This is a genomic window from Streptomyces fradiae ATCC 10745 = DSM 40063 (genome assembly GCF_008704425.1).
GTDB classification, from domain to species: Bacteria; Actinomycetota; Actinomycetes; order Streptomycetales; family Streptomycetaceae; genus Streptomyces; species Streptomyces fradiae.
This window is the reverse complement of sequence record NZ_CP023696.1, coordinates 1151102-1168686: the sequence shown is the minus strand read 5'-3', so window position 1 is coordinate 1168686 and position 17585 is coordinate 1151102. Positions and strand designations below refer to the sequence as shown.

The 17585-nt window shown below is 76.5% G+C and carries 13 protein-coding genes; 8 read left to right on the top strand and 5 right to left on the bottom strand.

Annotated elements, in window-relative coordinates; all coding sequences use genetic code 11:
• The first annotated feature begins 422 nt into the window (after positions 1–422).
• Positions 423–2237: an MFS transporter gene (locus CP974_RS05040; RefSeq protein WP_069975755.1), complete on the top strand. Its 1815-nt coding sequence runs from the start codon at positions 423–425 to the stop codon at positions 2235–2237.
• A 78-nt stretch (positions 2238–2315) separates the two neighbouring features.
• Positions 2316–3506, top strand: coding sequence for an acyl-CoA dehydrogenase family protein (locus CP974_RS05035; RefSeq protein WP_031136683.1), 1191 nt, complete (start codon positions 2316–2318; stop codon positions 3504–3506).
• A 12-nt stretch (positions 3507–3518) separates the two neighbouring features.
• Here CP974_RS05035 and CP974_RS05030 read toward each other — a convergent pair whose 3' ends face one another.
• Positions 3519–3953, bottom strand: coding sequence for a cell division protein SepF (locus CP974_RS05030; protein WP_031136684.1), 435 nt, complete (start codon positions 3951–3953; stop codon positions 3519–3521).
• A 275-nt stretch (positions 3954–4228) separates the two neighbouring features.
• Here CP974_RS05030 and CP974_RS05025 point away from each other — a divergent pair, with 275 nt between their 5' ends.
• Positions 4229–5554, top strand: a complete 1326-nt coding sequence (locus CP974_RS05025) for a DUF5685 family protein (protein ID WP_031136686.1) — start codon at positions 4229–4231, stop codon at positions 5552–5554.
• A gap of 185 nt (positions 5555–5739) precedes the next feature.
• On the opposite strand, the gene CP974_RS05020 is transcribed toward CP974_RS05025, so the two are convergent.
• A complete protein-coding gene (locus tag CP974_RS05020) occupies positions 5740–6834 on the bottom strand; it encodes a YhgE/Pip domain-containing protein (protein WP_223844402.1) in 1095 nt (364 codons plus the stop codon).
• A 279-nt stretch (positions 6835–7113) separates the two neighbouring features.
• Here CP974_RS05020 and CP974_RS05015 point away from each other — a divergent pair, with 279 nt between their 5' ends.
• The 3 genes from CP974_RS05015 (at position 7114) to CP974_RS05005 (ending at position 12834) form a co-directional block, all read left to right on the top strand.
• Positions 7114–10614, top strand: a complete 3501-nt coding sequence (locus CP974_RS05015; RefSeq protein ID WP_031134777.1) for a DNA polymerase III subunit alpha — start codon at positions 7114–7116, stop codon at positions 10612–10614.
• Complete coding sequence (locus CP974_RS05010) at positions 10611–11585, top strand: DNA polymerase Y family protein (protein ID WP_031134778.1); 975 nt, start codon at positions 10611–10613, stop codon at positions 11583–11585. The genes CP974_RS05015 and CP974_RS05010 overlap by 4 nt, the downstream gene beginning before the upstream one ends.
• Before the next feature lie 310 nt (positions 11586–11895).
• The gene (locus CP974_RS05005; RefSeq protein ID WP_031134780.1) at positions 11896–12834 is read left to right on the top strand and encodes an esterase/lipase family protein; all 939 of its coding nucleotides are present in this window, start codon (positions 11896–11898) and stop codon (positions 12832–12834) included.
• Between the two features lie 54 nt (positions 12835–12888).
• Here CP974_RS05005 and CP974_RS05000 read toward each other — a convergent pair whose 3' ends face one another.
• Positions 12889–13362 carry a ribonuclease FAU-1 family protein gene (locus CP974_RS05000; RefSeq protein WP_031134782.1) on the bottom strand — a complete coding sequence of 158 codons (474 nt, stop codon included), beginning with the start codon at positions 13360–13362 and terminating at the stop codon, positions 12889–12891.
• The gene (locus CP974_RS04995) at positions 13343–14266 is read right to left on the bottom strand and encodes a GNAT family N-acetyltransferase (protein ID WP_031134784.1); all 924 of its coding nucleotides are present in this window, start codon (positions 14264–14266) and stop codon (positions 13343–13345) included. Before CP974_RS04995 ends, CP974_RS05000 begins: the two co-directional genes overlap by 20 nt.
• Before the next feature lie 72 nt (positions 14267–14338).
• Here CP974_RS04995 and CP974_RS04990 point away from each other — a divergent pair, with 72 nt between their 5' ends.
• Positions 14339–14713 (top strand): GntR family transcriptional regulator, encoded by a 375-nt coding sequence (locus CP974_RS04990; RefSeq protein ID WP_031134786.1) that lies wholly within the window; start codon positions 14339–14341, stop codon positions 14711–14713.
• Positions 14714–14898: 185 nt separating this feature from the next.
• Here CP974_RS04990 and CP974_RS04985 read toward each other — a convergent pair whose 3' ends face one another.
• Entirely contained in the window at positions 14899–15990 is a 1092-nt protein-coding gene (locus tag CP974_RS04985) for a DUF5925 domain-containing protein (protein WP_031134131.1), read from the bottom strand.
• 432 nt (positions 15991–16422) lie between these two features.
• On the opposite strand from CP974_RS04985, the gene CP974_RS04980 reads away from it, so the two are divergent.
• Entirely contained in the window at positions 16423–17232 is an 810-nt protein-coding gene (locus CP974_RS04980; protein ID WP_031134129.1) for an SGNH/GDSL hydrolase family protein, read from the top strand.
• Positions 17233–17585: the final 353 nt, after the last annotated feature.

The window sequence follows — 17585 nt, the reverse complement described above, 5'->3', positions numbered from 1 at the left end:
TGACGATGTGATGTGGAGTGGGTCTCGGCCGCCGTTTATCCGATGCTTATGCATAAACCGCGGAGCCAACCGGTCCTAATGCCCGGAGACCTTCTTCCGTAAGCCTCCTCGCCGGTCCGCGGAATAGCCGCGCCACTTCTCTCCGTCCGAAATTCGTACGCCGTTCGGGTGGTCCCGGCGTGTCGCGCCGCCCCCGCGGGGCGTGGCGTACGCCACACGTCCGGGTGCGTCCTGGTGAGAGATCGACCACCCACCACCCGCCCCGCGTCACGTAGGCTGACGTCTCGCTCGCCCGCCCCCGACCGGGCCGACCGCCTTCGGCCAGGGGGACCGCCAGACGCCGGGCCGCCCCGCGGAAACGTCCCCTTCCCCGGCCGGCGCCCGCCGAGCGCGAGAGTTCGTTCCACGCGGGAGGTATCTACATGTCGGGAACGACCACGGCCGAGGCGCGTCCGCGCGCAGCCGGCGGCGGTGCCAACCGCTGGGTCGTCCTGTTCGTCCTCTGTGTGAGTCTGCTGCTGGTCGCCCTGGACGCGACCGTCCTCCACGTCGCCGTCCCCGCGGTCACCGAGGACCTCCGGCCCAGCTCCACCGCCCTGCTCTGGATCGTGGACGCCTACCCCCTCGTCTGCGCCTCGCTGCTGATCCTCTTCGGCACGCTCGGCGACCGGGTGGGCAGACGGCGCGTCCTGCTCGCCGGCTACGCCCTCTTCGGCGTGGCGTCCGCCGTGGCCGCGCTGGCCGACACCCCGGCGGTGCTCATCGCCGCCCGGGTGCTCCTCGGCGTCGGCGGCGCCATGATCATGCCGGCCACGCTCTCCCTCCTCCGCGCGGTCTTCCCCGACCGGCGGGAGCGGGCCACGGCCATCGGCATATGGACGGCCGTCGCCGCGATAGGCGCGGCCACCGGGCCCGTGCTCGGCGGCTTCCTGGTCGAGCACTTCTGGTGGGGCTCGGTCTTCCTGATCAACATCCCGCTGATGGCGCTGATCCTGCCCGCCGGCCGGTGGCTGCTGCCCGAGTCGCGGGGCGACGGCGACGGCCCGTGGGACGTGCTCGGCGCGCTGATGGCCGCCGCCGGCGTCCTCGGCGTCGTCCTGGGCGTGAAGCGGACCGGCGCGGGCGACCCCGTGCTGAGCGCCGCCACGCTGGGCCCGCTCCTCGCCGGCGCCGTGCTGCTCGTGCTGTTCGTGCGGCGGCAGCGGCGCCACGCCCACCCGCTCATCGACATGCGGCTGTTCTCGCGGGCCGCGTTCACCACGTCCGTCGGCTGCATCGTGCTCGCCATGCTGGCCCTGGTCGGCCTGGAGCTGATCGCCGTCCAGTACCTCCAGCTCGTGCTGGGGCTGAGCCCGCTCGAGACCGGGCTGAGGCTGCTGCCGCTGACCTTCGCCGCGATGGCGGCCGGCGCCACCGGCTCGTACACCCTGGCCCGGCTCGGGCCGCGCCGGATGGTCTCCGGCGGGTTCGTGCTGACCGCCGGGTCCGTGCTGCTGCTGGTCCTGATGGGCCAGCACGACCGCCCGCTGCTGCTGACCGCCGGCTTCGTCCTGCTCGGCTTCGGCCTGCAGACCACGCTCTTCGCGGCCTACGAGTCGATGCTCAGCGAGGCGCCCGCGCACAGCGCCGGCGGCGCGGCGGCCATCGGCGAGACGTCCTACCAGCTCGGCGCCGGCATGGGCATCGCCCTGCTCGGCAGCGTCATGAACGCCGCCTACGCCCCCGGCCTCACCGGCGTGCCCGGTGTCCCCGCCGAGGCGGGCCGGGCGGCGGCCAACTCGCTGGGCGAGGCGTACCAGGTCGCGGCGCGGCTCGGCGGCGCGGCCGGCGACGCGCTGTACCACGCGGCCCGCCACGCCTTCGTCCACGGGCTGCACGTGACCCTGGTGGTCAGCGCCGCCCTCCTGCTCGCGGGCGCGGCCATGGCGCTGCGCCTGCCCCGCGTGATGGACCCGCAGACCGCCGACGGGGACGGCGACGAGACGACGGGCCCGGCCGGTGGAGGCCCCGGGGGCGCGGACGGGCGGGACCGCGGCGCCGGCCGGCGCGGCGAGGACCGGCCGGGCGGGGCGGGCCGCTCCGGGCCCGGCGGCCTCACCGTCCCCGTGCCGCGCGAGGCGCACGACCCGCGCGGGGCGCACGGCGCGCCGGACGCGGGCGGCGGCCCCGGCGCCGCGCCGAAGGCCCTGCGGTGCGCCCCCGCGGAGCCGGCCGGCTCTGGACGCGCGGCGCACTGAGCCGTAACGTCGCGCCCAGTCGACGATCAGCAGCCCCACCCCGCCGTATCCCTGGTGAGCCAGCCGCCGGAGGCCCGTATGCCCGCACCCTCGAAGCTCCCGCCGTTCGACCCGGCCGACCCGCTCGGCCTGGACGACCTGCTCGCCCCCGAGGACCTCGCCGTCCGCGACACGGTGCGTGCCTGGGCGGCCGAGCGGGTGCTGCCGCACGTCGCCGAGTGGTACGAGAAGGGCGAGCTGCCCGTCATCCGGGAGCTCGCCCGCGAGCTGGGCGCGATCGGCGCCCTCGGCATGTCCCTGGAGGGGTACGGCTGCGCCGGGGCGAGCGCCGTCCAGTACGGGCTGGCCTGCCTGGAGCTGGAGGCCGCCGACTCCGGCATCCGCTCCCTCGTCTCCGTGCAGGGCTCGCTCGCCATGTACGCGATCTGGAGGTACGGCTCCGAGGAGCAGAAGCGGCGGTGGCTGCCGTCCATGGCGGCGGGCGAGACGATCGGCTGCTTCGGCCTCACCGAGCCCGACCACGGCTCGGACCCGGCCGCCCTGCGCACCCACGCCAAGCGGGACGGCGCGGACTGGGTGCTCACCGGCCGCAAGATGTGGATCACCAACGGCTCGGTCGCCGGGGTGGCCGTCGTCTGGGCGCAGACGGACGAGGGGATGCGCGGCTTCGTCGTGCCGACCGACGCGCCGGGCTTCTCCGCGCCGGAGATCCGCCACAAGTGGTCGCTGCGCGCCAGCGTCACCAGCGAGCTGGTGATGGACGGCGTACGGCTGCCCGCCGACGCGGTGCTGCCCGGTGTGACCGGTCTGAAGGGCCCCCTCGGCTGCCTGTCGCACGCCCGGTACGGGATCGTGTGGGGCGCCATGGGCGCGGCGCGGGCCTCCTTCGAGGCGGCGCTCGACTACGCGCGGACGCGGGAGCAGTTCGGGCGGCCCATCGGCGGCTTCCAGCTCACCCAGGCCAAGCTGGCCGACATGGCGGTGGAGCTGCACAAGGGCGTCCTGCTCGCCCACCACCTGGGGCGGCGGATGGACGCGGGGCGGCTGCGCCCGGAGCAGGTCAGCTTCGGCAAGCTGAACAACGTACGGGAGGCGATCGAGATCTGCCGCACGGCGCGGACGATCCTCGGCGCCAACGGGATCTCCCTGGAGTACCCCGTGATGCGGCACGCCACCAACCTGGAGTCGGTGCTCACCTACGAGGGCACGGTCGAGATGCACCAGCTGGTGCTCGGCAAGGCGCTCACCGGGCTCGACGCCTTCCGGTGAGCGGCCCGGCCGTCAACTCTGGTTGAAGAAGCCGTCCTGGTCGCGGCCGCCGTGCTCGGCGGTGACGATCAGCGTGTCCGCGGGCGTCAGCAGGAAGACGCGGGTGGCCACGCGCTCGATGGAGCCGCGCAGTCCGAAGGTGAGCCCGGCCGCGAAGTCCACCACGCGCTTGGCGTCGTCGGGCTCCATGGCCGTGAGGTTCATGATGACCGGGACGCCGTCGCGGAACAGCTCGCCGATCGTGCGGGCGTCGCGGAAGCCGTCGGGCGACACCGTGGCGATCCGGCGGCCCTCCTGGTGGGCGCTCTCGGAGGCGACCCGCACCCGTGGGTCGGTCACCCAGGCGTCGCCGTTCTCGGCAGTCTCGGCGTACTCGTCGTCGTAGTAGCGCTCGTCGTTGTCCTCGACGAGTCCCAGCCAGGCACTCGCCTTGCGCACCGATCCCATGGACGCCTCCTTTCAACGTGGTCACGTGTGGTTCCGCATCCCTATGGTCGTCCATGATGCGGATCGCACGCCAAGTGGATAGCCGCCGAGCGAGCGTTTCGTGACGGTACTGGTGCAGAAGATATGGTGATCTGTCAGGGTTCTTGCTGCGTAACGGCGTTCTTCTACCCCAGATATGAAATTCACACCGGTCGGGCGCGTCGCGGCGCGTCCGGGTGAACGCCGTCCCTGTATACGATGCCCCGCGCATCGGGTTTCAGGTCACGGGGGAGCGCATGTTCGGAATCGTCAGGCCCTGTTCACACCGCCTCACCGAGGGGCTCAGGGAGGAGTGGCTGGCCCATCTGTGCGGGCTGTGCCTCGCGCTGCGCGCCGACCACGGCCAGTTCGCCCGGATCGCCACCAACTACGACGGGCTGATCGTCTCGGTGCTGACGGAGGCTCAGACCGAGCGCACCCCGGCCGCGCGGCGCACCGCAGGCCCCTGCCCGCTGCGCGCCATGCGGACCGCGCCCGTGGCGCGCGGCGAGGGCGCCCGGCTGGCCGCCGCCGTCTCCCTGGTGCTTGCCTCGGCGAAGATGCGGGACCACGTCGCCGACCGGGACGGGCTGCTGGCCCGCAGGCCGGTCGCCGCGGCGGCCCGCCGGGTGGCCCGCCGCTGGGACGCCGCGGGCGCCAGGACGGGACGGGAACTCGGGTTCGACACGGCGGTCCTGCTCGACGCGGTTGACCGGCAGGCCGGCGTCGAGGCGCTGGCCGGGCCCGGCACGCCCCTGCTGGCGGTGACCGAGCCGACCGAGACGGCCACCGCCGCCGCGTTCGCCCACACCGCGGTCCTCGCCGGCCGCCCCGGGAACGCCGCGCCCCTCGCGGAGGCCGGCCGGCTGTTCGGGCGCCTCGCCCACCTGCTCGACGCCGTCGAGGACCTCGCCGCCGACACCGGGGCGGGCGCCTGGAACCCGCTCACCGCGACCGGCACCTCCCTGGCGGAGGCGCGGCGCCTCGCCGACGACGCCGTGCACGGGGTGCGCCTCGCGCTGCGGGACGCCGCGTTCGTGGACGACCGGCTGGTGCACCGGCTCCTCGCGCACGAGCTGCGGCGCTCCGTGGACCGCGCGTTCGCCACGACGGGCTGCGCGCACCGGGGGCACGGCGCCCCCGGCGCGCCCCGGCCGCCGCACGGCTCGGGGAACCCGTACGGGGGCGGCGCGGGCGGCCAGGGGCCGTACGGCGCCCCGAACGCGCACGGCGGCGGGCAGCCGTACGCGGGCCTGCCGGGCGGGCAGCCGGGCGGGTACGGCGAGGGGCCGGTCGGGCACGGCGGGCAGCCGGGCGGGGGGTACGGCGGCCACGGGGGTCACGGGGGCCACGGGGGCCGGGGCGGCGGCTTCGGCGGAGGGGCCGGGGGGCCGATGAAGAAGCCGCCGCGCGGGCTGCTGGCCGGGTGCGCCGTCTTCACCGGCCTCTTCTGCACGTGCCAGATCTGCTGCGCGAAGGAGTACGAGGGCCCCTGGTCCCGCAAGAAGCGCGAGGGCTGCTGCCGGGACTGCGGCAACTGCGACTGCGGGTGCGACTGCTGCTGCCCCTGCGACGGCTGCTGACACCGTACGGCCCCGGCGGGCCCCTGCCGGGCCGGCCGGTCCGTGGGCGGCGCGGAGCCCCCGGCCCGGTGCCTCACCGCCGGGGGCTCGTGCGCCTCGTCCGGCTCGTGCGCCCCGTGCGCCCGTACGGGGCCGGGGCGGGGCGTCTCCGTACGGGGCCGGGGGCGTCCGGTCCGGTCGCCGCCCTACGTCCCGGCCGCCGCGGCCGGGCGCTCCCCGCCGCCGGGGCCCGGGTCGCCGGGGGCGGCGCCGTCGGGGCCCGCGCCGTCGGGGCCCGCGCCGTCGCCGGCGCCGCGCAGGGACGACACCACCAGGGTGACCACCGTCCCCGCGACCGCCCAGACGGAGAGCACCTGGAGCGACCCGGAGACGGCGTTGCCCTGGAAGTACGCGATGGAGCGCGCCGTCCAGGTGCCCGCGCCCGGCGGCAGGCCGGGGCCGATCGCCCGCCAGAAGTCGGGCAGCATGGGGCCGGGGAACGCGCCGCCCGCGCTGGGGTTGCCGGCGATCACGATGAGCAGCACGGCCAGTCCGATGCCGACGATCCCGGTCAGGGCCTGGAGGGCCAGGGTGACCGCGCCGACCGAGAACACCACCAGCGCGCCCAGGCCCCACAGGGCGGGGATGCTGCCGGGCAGCGCGCCGAGCACCGGGCCGACGATGACCGCGCCGCCCAGACCGCCGAGGAGGGCGGAGAGCGCCAGGACGGCGAGCCGGATGATCGCCCGCCGGGTGTTGGCGGGCCGGGCCCCGGCGCTGATCGCCAGGACCGACGCGAGCAGGTACCCGCCCACGCACCAGCCGACGACCAGGTAGAACGCGGACAGGCCGTTGAAGTCCTCGGTGGACGCCGGGGCCACGTCCACGGTCCGGACCGTGCGCCGCTGGGCCCCCTCGGCCTCGGTGACGATCTGCTCCAGGGCGGTCGCCAGGGCCTTCCCGCCGCCGGAGGCGACCAGCAGCGTGTCGGTGGCCCCCCGCGGGTCGACCAGCAGGGCGCCGTCGATCCGCCGGTCCGTGATCTGCCGCTGCGCCTCCGCCGGGTCGGGCAGGACGCGCGGGTCGAGCGGGTCGCCGGGCAGCGCGGCCAGGCCGTCGGCGGTCCGCTCGGCCGCCGCGGCCGTCGGCGCGACCACGCCGAAGGGCACGTCCGTGGGCTTCGGGTCGTGCAGGGCGCCCACGTAGGACGCGATGAACAGCAGCTGGAGCGCGAGCACGCCGACGACCAGCAGGGCGGCCCTGGGCGTGACAGCGCTGCGCACCTCGGAGGCGAGGGTCATCCCCCCACGCTCCGGTCGGACCGGTATCCGCGCAGGTGGGGAGGGTCCGAATGGCTGAGACCGGCACCACCGCGCCAGGGGGCCCGGGTGCGGAGGAACGGCGGTCCGGGGTGCGGAGAGCCCGCGGTCCGGGGTGCGGAGAGCCCGCGGTCCGGGGTGCCGAGTGCCCGCGGTCCGGGGTGCCGAGTGCCCCGTCGAACGAAATCGTACAACCATTCGAACTTGGTCTATGGTGGGTGTGAGGGGGTGGTGAGGTCCGGACACGACGAGGAGGCGCGGATGCCACGGTTCACGCATCTGCACACCGTCTCCGGCTTCTCGCTGCGCTACGGCGCCTCGCACCCGGAGGCACTGGCCGCCCGCGCCGCCGAGCGCGGCATGGACGCCGTCGCCCTGACCGACCGCGACACCGTCGCCGGCGCCGTCCGCTTCGCCCGTGCGTGCGCCAAGGAGGGCGTACGCCCCCTGTTCGGCGCCGACCTCGCGATCGGCGACCGCGCCGCGGCGGAGCCCGCCGCGCCCACCGAGCGGCGCCGCGCCCCCGTGCGCGGCGGCGCCTTCGTCGACGAGTCGGCGCCCCGTGCCGTCTTCCTGGCCCGCTCCGGGCGCGGCTGGGCCGAGCTGTGCCGGCTGATCACCGCCGCCCACGCCGCCGCCGGGACCTCCGCCGCCACCGCGACCGGCGCCCCCGTCCTGCTGCCCTGGGCCGACAACCACGGCGACGACCTGACCGTCCTCCTCGGCCCCGACTCCGACGTGGGCCGCGCCCTGTCCGCCGGGCGCCCCGACCGCGCCGCCCGGCTCCTCGCCCCCTGGCGCGAGGCGTACGGCGACGCCCTGCGCCTGGAGGTGGTCCACCACGGCCGCCCCGGCACCGGGCCCGGCTCGCTCCGGCAGGCCGCCCGCACCCTGGGCTTCGCCGCCGACCAGCGGGTCCGGCCCGTGCTGGGCAACGCCGTGCGGTACGCCGACCCCGGCCAGGGCCCGGTCGCCGACGTGCTGGACGCCGCCCGCCGCCTCGTGCCCGTGGACCCGCGCCGGGGCCTGGACGGCGGGGAGCGCTGGCTGAAGGACCCCGCCGCCATGGCCGCCGCCGCCGAGCGCGTCGCGCAGGCCGCCGGGCTGCGCCGCGACGCCGCGCACCGGCTGCTCGCCCTGACCGAGGAGACCGCCGCCGCCTGCCTGGTCGACCCCGAGGACGACCTCGGCATCGGCACCGTGCACTTCCCCGAGCCCCACCTGGTGGGCGCCGGCCGGCGGACCGCCGAGCGGGTGCTGCGGTCCCGCTGCGCCGCCGGGATGGTGCTGCGCGGCCACGACCGGAAGCGGGCGTACTGGACCCGCCTGGAGGACGAGCTGCGCACCATCGAGCGGCTCGGCTTCGCCACGTACTTCCTCACCGTCGCCCAGGTCGTGGACGACGTGCGGGGCATGGGCATCCGGGTCGCCGCGCGCGGCTCCGGCGCCGGCTCCCTCGTCAACCACCTGCTGGGCATCGCCCACGCCGACCCGGTCGAGCAGGATCTGCTGATGGAGCGGTTCCTGTCGGTGCGGCGGCCCGCGCTGCCCGACATCGACGTCGACGTGGAGTCCGCCCGCCGCCTGGAGGTCTACCGGGCGATCCTCGACCGCTTCGGCCCCGAGCGGGTCGCCGCCGTCGCCATGCCCGAGACGTACCGGGTCCGCCACGCCGTGCGCGACGTGGGCGCCGCCCTGTCCATGGACCCGGCCGACATCGACCGGATCGCCAAGGCGTTCCCGCACATCCGCGCCCGCGACGCCCGCGCCGCCCTGGACGAGCTGCCCGAGCTGCGCCGGCTGGCGGGGGAGCGCGAGCGGTACGGCAGGCTCTGGGAGCTGGTCGAGGCGCTGGACGCGCTGCCGCGCGGCGTCGCCATGCACCCGTGCGGGGTGCTGCTCTCCGACGCCTCGCTGCGCTCCCGCACCCCGGTGGTGCCCACCAGCGGCGAGGGCTTCCCGATGTCCCAGTTCGACAAGGACGACGTGGAGGAGCTGGGCCTGCTCAAGCTCGACGTGCTCGGGGTGCGGATGCAGTCCGCGATGGCGCACGCCGTCGCCGAGATCGCCCGCACCACGGGCGAGGAGGTCGACCTCGACGACCCGCGGCGGGTGCGGCCGGGCGACCCCGCCACGTACCGGCTCATCCGGTCCGCCGAGACGCTCGGCTGCTTCCAGATCGAGTCGCCCGGCCAGCGCGACCTGGTGGGGCGCCTGCAGCCGTCCACCTTCCACGACCTGGTGGTGGACATCTCCCTGTTCCGCCCCGGCCCGGTCGCCGCCGACATGGTGCGGCCCTTCATCGAGGCCCGGCACGGCCGCGCCCCCGTCCGCTACCCGCACCCCGACCTGGCGGAGGCGCTGGCGGAGACGTACGGGGTCGTCGTCTTCCACGAGCAGGTCATCAAGATCCTGGACGTCATGACCGGCTGCGGCCGGGACGAGGCCGACGCGGTGCGGCGCGGGCTCTCCGACCCCGAGTCGCAGGGCCGCATCAAGGCGTGGTTCGCGGGCCGGGCGAAGGAGCGGGGGTACGCGGACGACGTGGTCGCGCGCACCTGGGGGATCGTGGAGGCGTTCGGCTCGTACGGCTTCTGCAAGGCGCACGCCGTGGCGTTCGCCGTGCCGACCTACCAGTCGGCGTGGCTCAAGGCCCACCACCCGGCCGCCTTCTACGCCGGGCTGCTCACCCACGACCCCGGCATGTACCCGAAGCGGCTGCTGCTGGCGGACGCGCGGCGGCGGGGCGTGCCGGTGCTGCCGCTGGATGTCAACAAGTCCGGCGCCACCCACCGGATCGAACTGGTGTCTGGTTCCGCGTCAGGCCGCGTGTCCGGTTCGCCCGGTACGTGGGGGCTGCGGCTGGCGCTCTCCGACGTGCACGGCATCAGCGAGGCGGAGGCCGCCCGCATCCAGGCCGGCCAGCCGTACGCCTCGCTGCTCGACTTCTGGGAGCGGGCCCGCCCCAGCCGCCCCGTCGCGGAACGGCTCGCCCAGGTCGGCGGGCTCGACGCGTTCGGCGCCAACCGCCGCGACCTGCTGCTCCACCTCGCCGAACTGCACCGCGCCCAGCGGGGCACCGGCTCGTACGGCGAGCAGCTCCCGCTCGCGGGCGGCCGCGGGTCCGCGCCCGTCGGGCTGCCCGACCTGACCGACGCCGAACGGCTCAGCGCCGAACTGGGCGTCCTGGCCATGGACGCCTCCCGCAACCTGATGACCGACCACCAGGCCTTCCTCGACGAGCTGGGCGTCGTCACCGCCCAGCGGCTGCGCACCGCCCGGCACGGCCAGAGCGTGCTGGTCGCCGGGGCCAAGGCGGCCACCCAGACCCCGCCGATCCGCTCCGGCAGGCGCGTCATCTTCACCACCCTCGACGACGGCACCGGCCTGGTCGACCTGGCGTTCTTCGACGACAGCCACGAGCGGTGCGCCCACACCGTCTTCCACTCCTGGCTGCTGCTGGTCCGCGGCACCGTCCAGCGGCGCGGCCCGCGCAGCCTCAGCGTCGTCGGCTCGGCCGCCTGGAACCTCGCCGAACTGGTCGAACTGCGCCGCGAGGGCGGCCTCGACGCGGTCGCCGCCCGCCTCGCGGCGCCGCCGGCCGGCCCCCCGTCCGAGGCGGCGTCCGGCACCGGCCGCCGCATCACCCTGCCCACCGGCTACGAGATGCACCCGTGGGCCGACCTGCGCCCCGCCGGGGAGGGCGCGGCGACCCCGCCCGGCCGCAGGCTGTGGCACCAGAGCCAGGGGAGCGCGGGATGACGGCCGCCCCCGAGATCCTCTGCGTGCGCTTCCGCCTCGCGCCCATGCACGAGGCGCTGCTGCCGCAACTCCTGTCCCTGCTCGGTGAGTTCACCCCCGTCGTGCAGGCCGAGCCGCCGGACGCCGCCCTCGCCGACCTGCGCGGCGCCGTACGGTACTTCGGGCGCGGCCCCGCCGAGCTGGCCGCCGTGATCCGCGTCCGCGCCCTCGCCCTGCACGGCGTGGACTGCGCCATCGGCGCGGGCCCCAACCCGATGCTCGCCCGCATGGCCGCGCGGCGCGCCGCCCCCGGCGCCACCCTCGTCGTCACCGACCCGGCCGGCTTCCTGCGCGGCCTGCCGGTGAACGCCCTCGACGGCGTCGGCCCGGCCACCGCCCGCACCCTGTGCGCGTACGGGCTGGACACGGCCGGGCGCGTCGCGGACGCCCCGCTCGCGGTGCTCCAGCGTGTCACCGGCGCCCGCACCGGACGCGACCTGTGGGAGAGGGCGCACGGCGTCGACCGCTCCCGCGTCGTCCCCAACGCCGCCGCCCGCTCCGCCGCCGCCGAGCGGACCTTCCCGCGCGACGAGACCGACCGCGACCGGCAGCGCCGCGCCCTGCTCTCCGCCGCCCAGGAGCTGGGCGCCCGCATGCGGGGCGAGGGCCAGGTCTGCCGCGCCCTCGCCCTCACCGTGCGGTACGCCGACCGCTCCACCACCACGCGCACCCGCACCCTGCGCGAGCCGACCGCGCACTCCGCGGAGCTGACCTCCGCCGCGTACGCCCTCCACGACGGGCTCGCCCTCCAGCGCGCGCGGGTGCGCGGCGTCACCCTGCGCGCCGAGGGCCTGGCCCCCGCCGAGCACGCCGCCCACCAGCTCTCCCTGGACCCGGCCGACGAGAAGGCGCGGCGCCTCGAAGCGGTCGCGGACCGGGCCCGCGCCCGGTTCGGCCCCGGCGCGATCATCCCCGGCTCCCTCGCCGCGTAGCGCCCGCGCCCCTCGGCGGAAGGCGCCCGAGCCGCCTCCGCCCAGGGGCCCGCCTGCGCCGGGGGCACCCGCCAAGGACGCCCCCGCGCCTGCGCCGAGGCACACCCGCGTCGCCTCCGCCGAGTTTTTACCGACGCGTAACTTCCCTCCTGGAGGGCCGCTCCGTAATTTGGCCGAGGAGTTCCCCCTGCCACGCGAGCCGCGAGGGCAGGGGGCGCGCGACGCCGTGCGCGCCGCGCCATCCCCGTCAGTGGTCCGGGCCGCTGGGGCGCAACCCCGCCCTTCCCTCCAACCGCCAGGAGACCACTCGATGCTGCCCCCGCGCCCGCCCGCCGCACCGCGGCGCGCCCTGCGAGCCCTGACCGCGCTCCTCCTGCTCGCCGCCGCGCTCCTCTTCGCCCCGGCCGCCACCGCGCACGCCGCGACCCCGCCCGCCGTCACCGACCGGACCGCCGCCACGGCCACCACGGCCGCCACGGCCGGGGCGTCCGGGGCGGGCTGGAACGACTACGCCTGCAAGCCCTCCGCCGCCCACCCGCGCCCCGTCGTCCTCGTCCACGGCACGTTCGGCAACTCCGTCGACAACTGGCTGGGACTCGCCCCCTACCTGGTGCGGCGCGGCTACTGCGTCTTCTCCCTCGACTACGGGCAGCTGCCCGGTGTGCCGTTCTTCCACGGCCTCGGCCCCGTCGCCGAGTCCGCCGGGCAGCTCGACGCGTACGTCGACCGGGTCCTCGGCGCGACCGGTGCCCGCGAGGTGGACATCGTGGGCCACTCCCAGGGCGGCATGATGCCCCGCCACTACCTCAAGTTCCTCGGCGGCGCCGAGAAGGTGAACGCGCTCGTCGGCATCGCCCCCGACAACCACGGCACCACCCTGCACGGCCTCACCCGGCTGCTGCCGCACTTCCCCGGCGCGGCCGACCTCATCAGCGCGAAGACCCCCGCCCTCGCCGACCAGATCGCCGGCTCCCCCTTCCTCCAGCGGCTCAACGAGGGCGGCGACACGGTGCCCGGCGTCCGCTACACCGTCATCGCCACCCGGTACGACCAGGTCGTCACCCCGTACCGCTCCTCGTTCCTCGACGGGCCGAACGTGCGCAACGTGCTCCTCCAGGACCTGTGCCCCCTCGACCTCTCCGAGCACCTGGCCATCGGGCTGGTCGACCGGATCGCCTTCCACGAGGTGGCCAACGCCCTCGACCCCGCGCGCGCCACCCCCACCACCTGCGCCTCGGTCCTCGGCTGACCCGCGCCCGGCGTGCCGTACGGCCCCGCACCGCAGCCGTACGGCACGCCGGCACTACCGCAGTTCGCCGCCCCCGCGGGCCAGGGCCTCCAGGTCGTCCAGCGCCCGCACCGCGCGGGCCGCCGCCTCCGGGTCGCGCTCCGCCAGCCCGCTCGCCGCGAACTCGTCCTCGTCGAGCCGCAGCACCAGCCGCCGGTCCGCCGACACCCACAGGTCCAGGTCCAGGTCCTCCACGACCACCTCGCCGCCCCGCACCTCGGCGGGCCGGGTGACGTCGCAGTACCAGCCCTTCAGCGTGCCGTCGACGGCCCGCACCTCCTTCACCGAGTACCACCGGTCCCGCCGGTAGTGCTCGGTGAACACGTCCCCGGGCTCGAACCGCACGAAGCCGAAGTCGCGCACGCCGCCGCCCGCCCACGCGGCCCGGACGGTGAGCACCGTGCCGTCGTCGGAGACGACCTCCGCCGGGTAGCGGATCTTCGTGCGGCCCGCCTTGAGGAGGACGACGTCAACCGAGCGAGCGGACATGCCGCACCTCCGTCGCGCAGGGCTCGTACCCGAGGCGCCGGTTGATGGCGAGCATCGGGCCGTTGGCGGAGTCGTTGCTCGTGTACGCCTCCACGCAGCCGGCGGCGCGGGCGCGGCGCAGCGACTCGGTCTTGGCGAGCGTGGCCAGGCCCCGGCCCCGATGGGCCCGGACCGTGCCGGTCATCGCCGACACGTACCGCCCCTCGCCGTCCGTGTGGGCGGCGCTGAACGCGGCGACGGCCCCGTCCACCAGGGCGACCACCGTCAGCTCCCGGTCGAGCAGCGGGTCCTCCCAGGTGTCGGCGAGCCACTCCTCGTAGTCGCCCAGGCCGAACGGGATGTCGGTCGGCTCGTCCGCCGTCGCCTCCGAGTCCGCAGCGAACAGCGGGCGCGGATCGGCCGCGAAGTCCGCGGCCGTGCGCAGCTCCACACCGGGAGGCAGCGCGGCCGGCGGCTCCGGCAGGGCCGCCGAGGCCAGATCCAGCCGCAGGTAGCGGAGGGTGCGGGTGGACCGGTAGCCGCGCGTCCGGGCGAACTCCAGGCACTCCGGCTCGTCCCGCACCCACGCGTACACCTCCCGCGCGCCGAGCGCCGCCAGGTGCTCCTCGGCGGCGCGCAGCAGCAGCCCGCCCACCCCGTGGCCGCGGTGGGCCGGGTCGACGACCGGGGTCACGAACGCCTGCCCCGGCTCGGGCGCCTCGTGCACCAGGCCCGCGTTGCCGTAGCCGACGACCTCGCCGTCCCGCTCGGCGACGAGCATCAGGTACCGGCGGGCGGGCGGCGCGGCCCGCCGCTCGTTCAGCATGGAGGCGGGGGTCGTGACGGTGTACGGGGCTGCGCTGCGCCGCACCCGTACGGCCGCCGGGGCGTCGTCGGGCACGAACTCACGGACGATGACGGTCATGTGCGCCGACGCTACGCGCCCGTCCGCCCGCGCCGCCTCCCGATTTCCGTCCGGTGGGGGAGAATCGGCCCCGTGACGCTGGAGATCGACATCGACCCGGAGGCGGCCGCCCCGCCGTACGAGCAGCTGCGTGCCCAGATCGCGGACCAGGCCCGGTCCGGACGGCTCCCCGTCGGCCGCAAGCTGCCGACCGTGCGCGGCCTCGCGGAGGAACTGGGCCTCGCCGCCAACACGGTCGCCAAGGCGTACCGGGTGCTGGAGGCGGACGGGGTCGTCGAGACGCGGGGCCGCGCCGGCACGTTCGTCGCGGCGGCCGGTGACGCCGCCGAGCGCCGCGCCGCCGAGGCGGCGGCGGCCTACGCGCGCGAGGCGCACCGGCTGGGCCTGTCCCGCGCCGAGGCCCAGGCCGCCGCGGCCGAGGCGCTGCGCGCGGTGTACGGGGCGTAGGGCGGGCGCGCCGGGCGCGGTGTACGGGGCTCAGCGCGGGCGCGCCCGCGGTGCCCGCCGGGCCGGGCACGCGGCGCCCGCGGGGCCGCCGCGTGCGCGGTCGGGCGTCGTGCGGGGCCGCCGCGCGGGGCGCCCGCGGGGCCGGGCGCGGGCGGCGGGGTGCCCGCGTACGACCCGCCGCGCGCCTACAGGTACAGCCCCGCCTCGGTGCCGCGCGGCTCCGGGAGCGTCGTCGGGCCGGTGCCGCGCCGCAGGGCGTACAGCTCCGCGAGCGTGGCGCCCTCCCGGCCCACGCCCTCCTCCCGGCCCAGCCAGCCGACCGCCTCGGCGCGGGTGAGCGGCCCCACCTCCAGGCGCGCCAGGCACCGGCCGGGGCGGACGACCGCCGGGTGCAGCCGCTCCAGGTCCTCGTTGGTGGTGACACCCACCAGGACGTTGCGGCCCTGGCCCAGCAGGCCGTCCGTCAGGTTCAGCAGCCGCGACAGGGCCTGCCCGGCCGTGTGCCTGGCCTCCCCGCGGATCAGTTCGTCGCAGTCCTCCAGGAGCAGCAGCCGCCAGCGCCCCTGCCCGGTGCCGTCCTCCTCGCCGATGGCGATGTCCATCAGGTAGCCGATGTCCCCGAACAGCCGCTCCGGGTCGAGCACGCAGTCCACCTGGCACCAGTCCCGCCACTCCCGTGCGAGGGTGCGCAGCGCGGACGTCTTGCCCGTGCCGGGCGGGCCGTGCAGGAGCAGCAGCCGGCCCGAGACGTCGTCGGGCGTGACCTTCATCAGCCGGTCCAGCGCGTGGGCGACGGGCGCCGTGTAGTTGGGCCGCACCTCGTCCCAGGTGCCGGCCGCGATCTGGCGGGTCGTCCGGTGCGGGCCGCGCCGCGGCGACATGTACCAGAAGCCCATGGCGACGTCCTCGGGGCGCGGCTCCGGCTCGTCCTGCGCGCCGTCCGTCGCCTGCGCCAGGACGCTCCGGGCCAGGTCGTCGTCGACGGCGGTGACCGTGACGTCCGCGCCCCGGTTCCAGCGGGACACCAGGATCGTCCAGCCCTCGCCCTGCGCGAGGACGGCGCTGCGGTCCTCCGCGCGAGCGGAGCGCAGCACCGTCGCGCCGGGCGGGAGGAGCGTGGCGCCCGACCTGACCCGGTCGAGGCTGGTGCTGCGCGCGTGCGGCTGCTCACCGGTCGCGAAGCGGCCGAGGAAGAGGGCGTCCACCACGTCGGAGGGGGAGTCGTTGTCGTCCATGGTGAGCCGGATCGGCAGCGCGTCCTGCGGGTTGGCTGACATGGGCCCATGATCCGGCACGCGCGCCGCCCCCGCACGGCATTTCGGCCGCCGGGCCGGGCCGGGTCGGGCCGGGTCGGGTCGGGCCGCGCGCGGGGCCGCGTCCGCGCCGGGCCGCGCGTGACGACGCGTGAGGGCGGCCCGGCGCCGTACGCGCGGTGGAAGGTTGCCCGTCGCCGCGGTGAACGGCCGTGGTGCCGGGCGTCCCGGCCGGTCCTTCCCGACGGGAGGGCGGCCGGCGGGCGCGCGGCACAAGCGCGCAGGTGGGGGTGAACGCCACCGGCGCGCGCGGGAGTTGCGCGCCGCGCTCGGCGCGCCGCGGAACGCGCGGCTCCGTACGAGGGAAAAGAGCGCCGATCGATGTCGTAAGTATTGGCATGGACACGGCACCCTGCTACCAAGGTCACCGCAGAGATCCTGCTGACTGGGGGTTCCATGAAAGCGTCCCGCGTTGCCGCACTCGCGTCCTCACTCGTCCTCGGCGCCGCCCTCACCCTCGCCGGGGCCGGGGCCGCGCAGGCCGACTCCTCGGCCGCCGCCGTCGACTACGTCGCCGTCGGCGACTCCTACTCCTCCGGGGTCGGGGCCGGCGCGTACGACTCCGCCAGCGGCTCGTGCAAGCGCACGCCCCGCGCCTACCCCGCCCTCTGGGCCGCCGCCAACGCACCGTCGTCGTTCGCGTTCACCGCCTGCTCCGGCGCGCGCACCACCGATGTGACGGCCAACCAGCTCGGGCCCCTCAACAGCGGGACGGATCTCGTCTCCGTGACGGTCGGCGGCAACGACGCGGGCTTCGCCGACGTCATGACCACCTGCGTCCTGCAGTCCGAGGCCACCTGCATCGCCCGCGTCAACGAGGCCCGCGGCTACGTCGACACGACCCTGCCCGGCCGCCTCGACACGGTCTACCGCGCCATCCGGGGCAAGGCGCCCTCCGCGCGGGTCGTCGTCCTCGGCTACCCCCGCTTCTACGCGATCCCCGGCAGCTGCATCGCCGGGCTGACCGAGAACGAGCGGCGCGCCATCAACAGCGCGGCCGACCACCTCAACGCGGCCACCGCCAAGCGCGCCGCCGACCACGGCTTCGCGTGGGCCGACGTGGTGCCGAACTTCACCGGCCACGAGATCTGCTCCGGCTCGGCCTGGCTGCACAGCGTCAACTGGCTCAACATCGGCGAGTCCTACCACCCCACGGCCGCCGGCCAGTCGGGCGGCTACCTCCCGGCCTTCAGGAACGCCGCGTAGCGCGCCCGGCGGGGCCGGCGGACGCCACCGCCCGCCGGCCCCGCCGGATCGCCGCCCCGCCGCCCCGCCGGTCCTCGCCGCCCGCTCGCCCCGTCGCCCCGCCGTCCCCGCGGGGCCGTCGGCCGGTACGGCTCCGCGCCCGTTCCGGGACCGCCCCGCGAGCCTGCGGCGCACCCCGTCGGCACCCCTCCCGCGGCCCGCCCCGCACCCTCCGGGAACGGGTCGAAAGACCGGATCGAAGCGCCCCAACTCACCCTGGAACCGCGCGTATTCGAAGAGTCACCACCGACCCGTCCGTGTGTGCGGTGGATCGCGCCACCGGGATACACGCCCGCGATGCGGGGACGATAGGG

What these genes read in the sequence shown, in the direction of transcription:
- CP974_RS05040 (WP_069975755.1), top strand. Translation starts at nt 423, where the DNA reads ATGTCGGGAACGACCACGGCCGAGGCGCGTCCGCGCGCAGCCGGCGGC.
- CP974_RS05035 (WP_031136683.1), top strand. Translation starts at nt 2,316, where the DNA reads ATGCCCGCACCCTCGAAGCTCCCGCCGTTCGACCCGGCCGACCCGCTC.
- CP974_RS05030 (WP_031136684.1), bottom strand. Translation starts at nt 3,953, where the DNA reads ATGGGATCGGTGCGCAAGGCGAGTGCCTGGCTGGGACTCGTCGAGGAC.
- CP974_RS05025 (WP_031136686.1), top strand. Translation starts at nt 4,229, where the DNA reads ATGTTCGGAATCGTCAGGCCCTGTTCACACCGCCTCACCGAGGGGCTC.
- CP974_RS05020 (WP_223844402.1), bottom strand. Translation starts at nt 6,834, where the DNA reads ATGACCCTCGCCTCCGAGGTGCGCAGCGCTGTCACGCCCAGGGCCGCC.
- CP974_RS05015 (WP_031134777.1), top strand. Translation starts at nt 7,114, where the DNA reads ATGCCACGGTTCACGCATCTGCACACCGTCTCCGGCTTCTCGCTGCGC.
- CP974_RS05010 (WP_031134778.1), top strand. Translation starts at nt 10,611, where the DNA reads ATGACGGCCGCCCCCGAGATCCTCTGCGTGCGCTTCCGCCTCGCGCCC.
- CP974_RS05005 (WP_031134780.1), top strand. Translation starts at nt 11,896, where the DNA reads ATGCTGCCCCCGCGCCCGCCCGCCGCACCGCGGCGCGCCCTGCGAGCC.
- CP974_RS05000 (WP_031134782.1), bottom strand. Translation starts at nt 13,362, where the DNA reads ATGTCCGCTCGCTCGGTTGACGTCGTCCTCCTCAAGGCGGGCCGCACG.
- CP974_RS04995 (WP_031134784.1), bottom strand. Translation starts at nt 14,266, where the DNA reads ATGACCGTCATCGTCCGTGAGTTCGTGCCCGACGACGCCCCGGCGGCC.
- CP974_RS04985 (WP_031134131.1), bottom strand. Translation starts at nt 15,990, where the DNA reads ATGTCAGCCAACCCGCAGGACGCGCTGCCGATCCGGCTCACCATGGAC.
- CP974_RS04980 (WP_031134129.1), top strand. Translation starts at nt 16,423, where the DNA reads ATGAAAGCGTCCCGCGTTGCCGCACTCGCGTCCTCACTCGTCCTCGGC.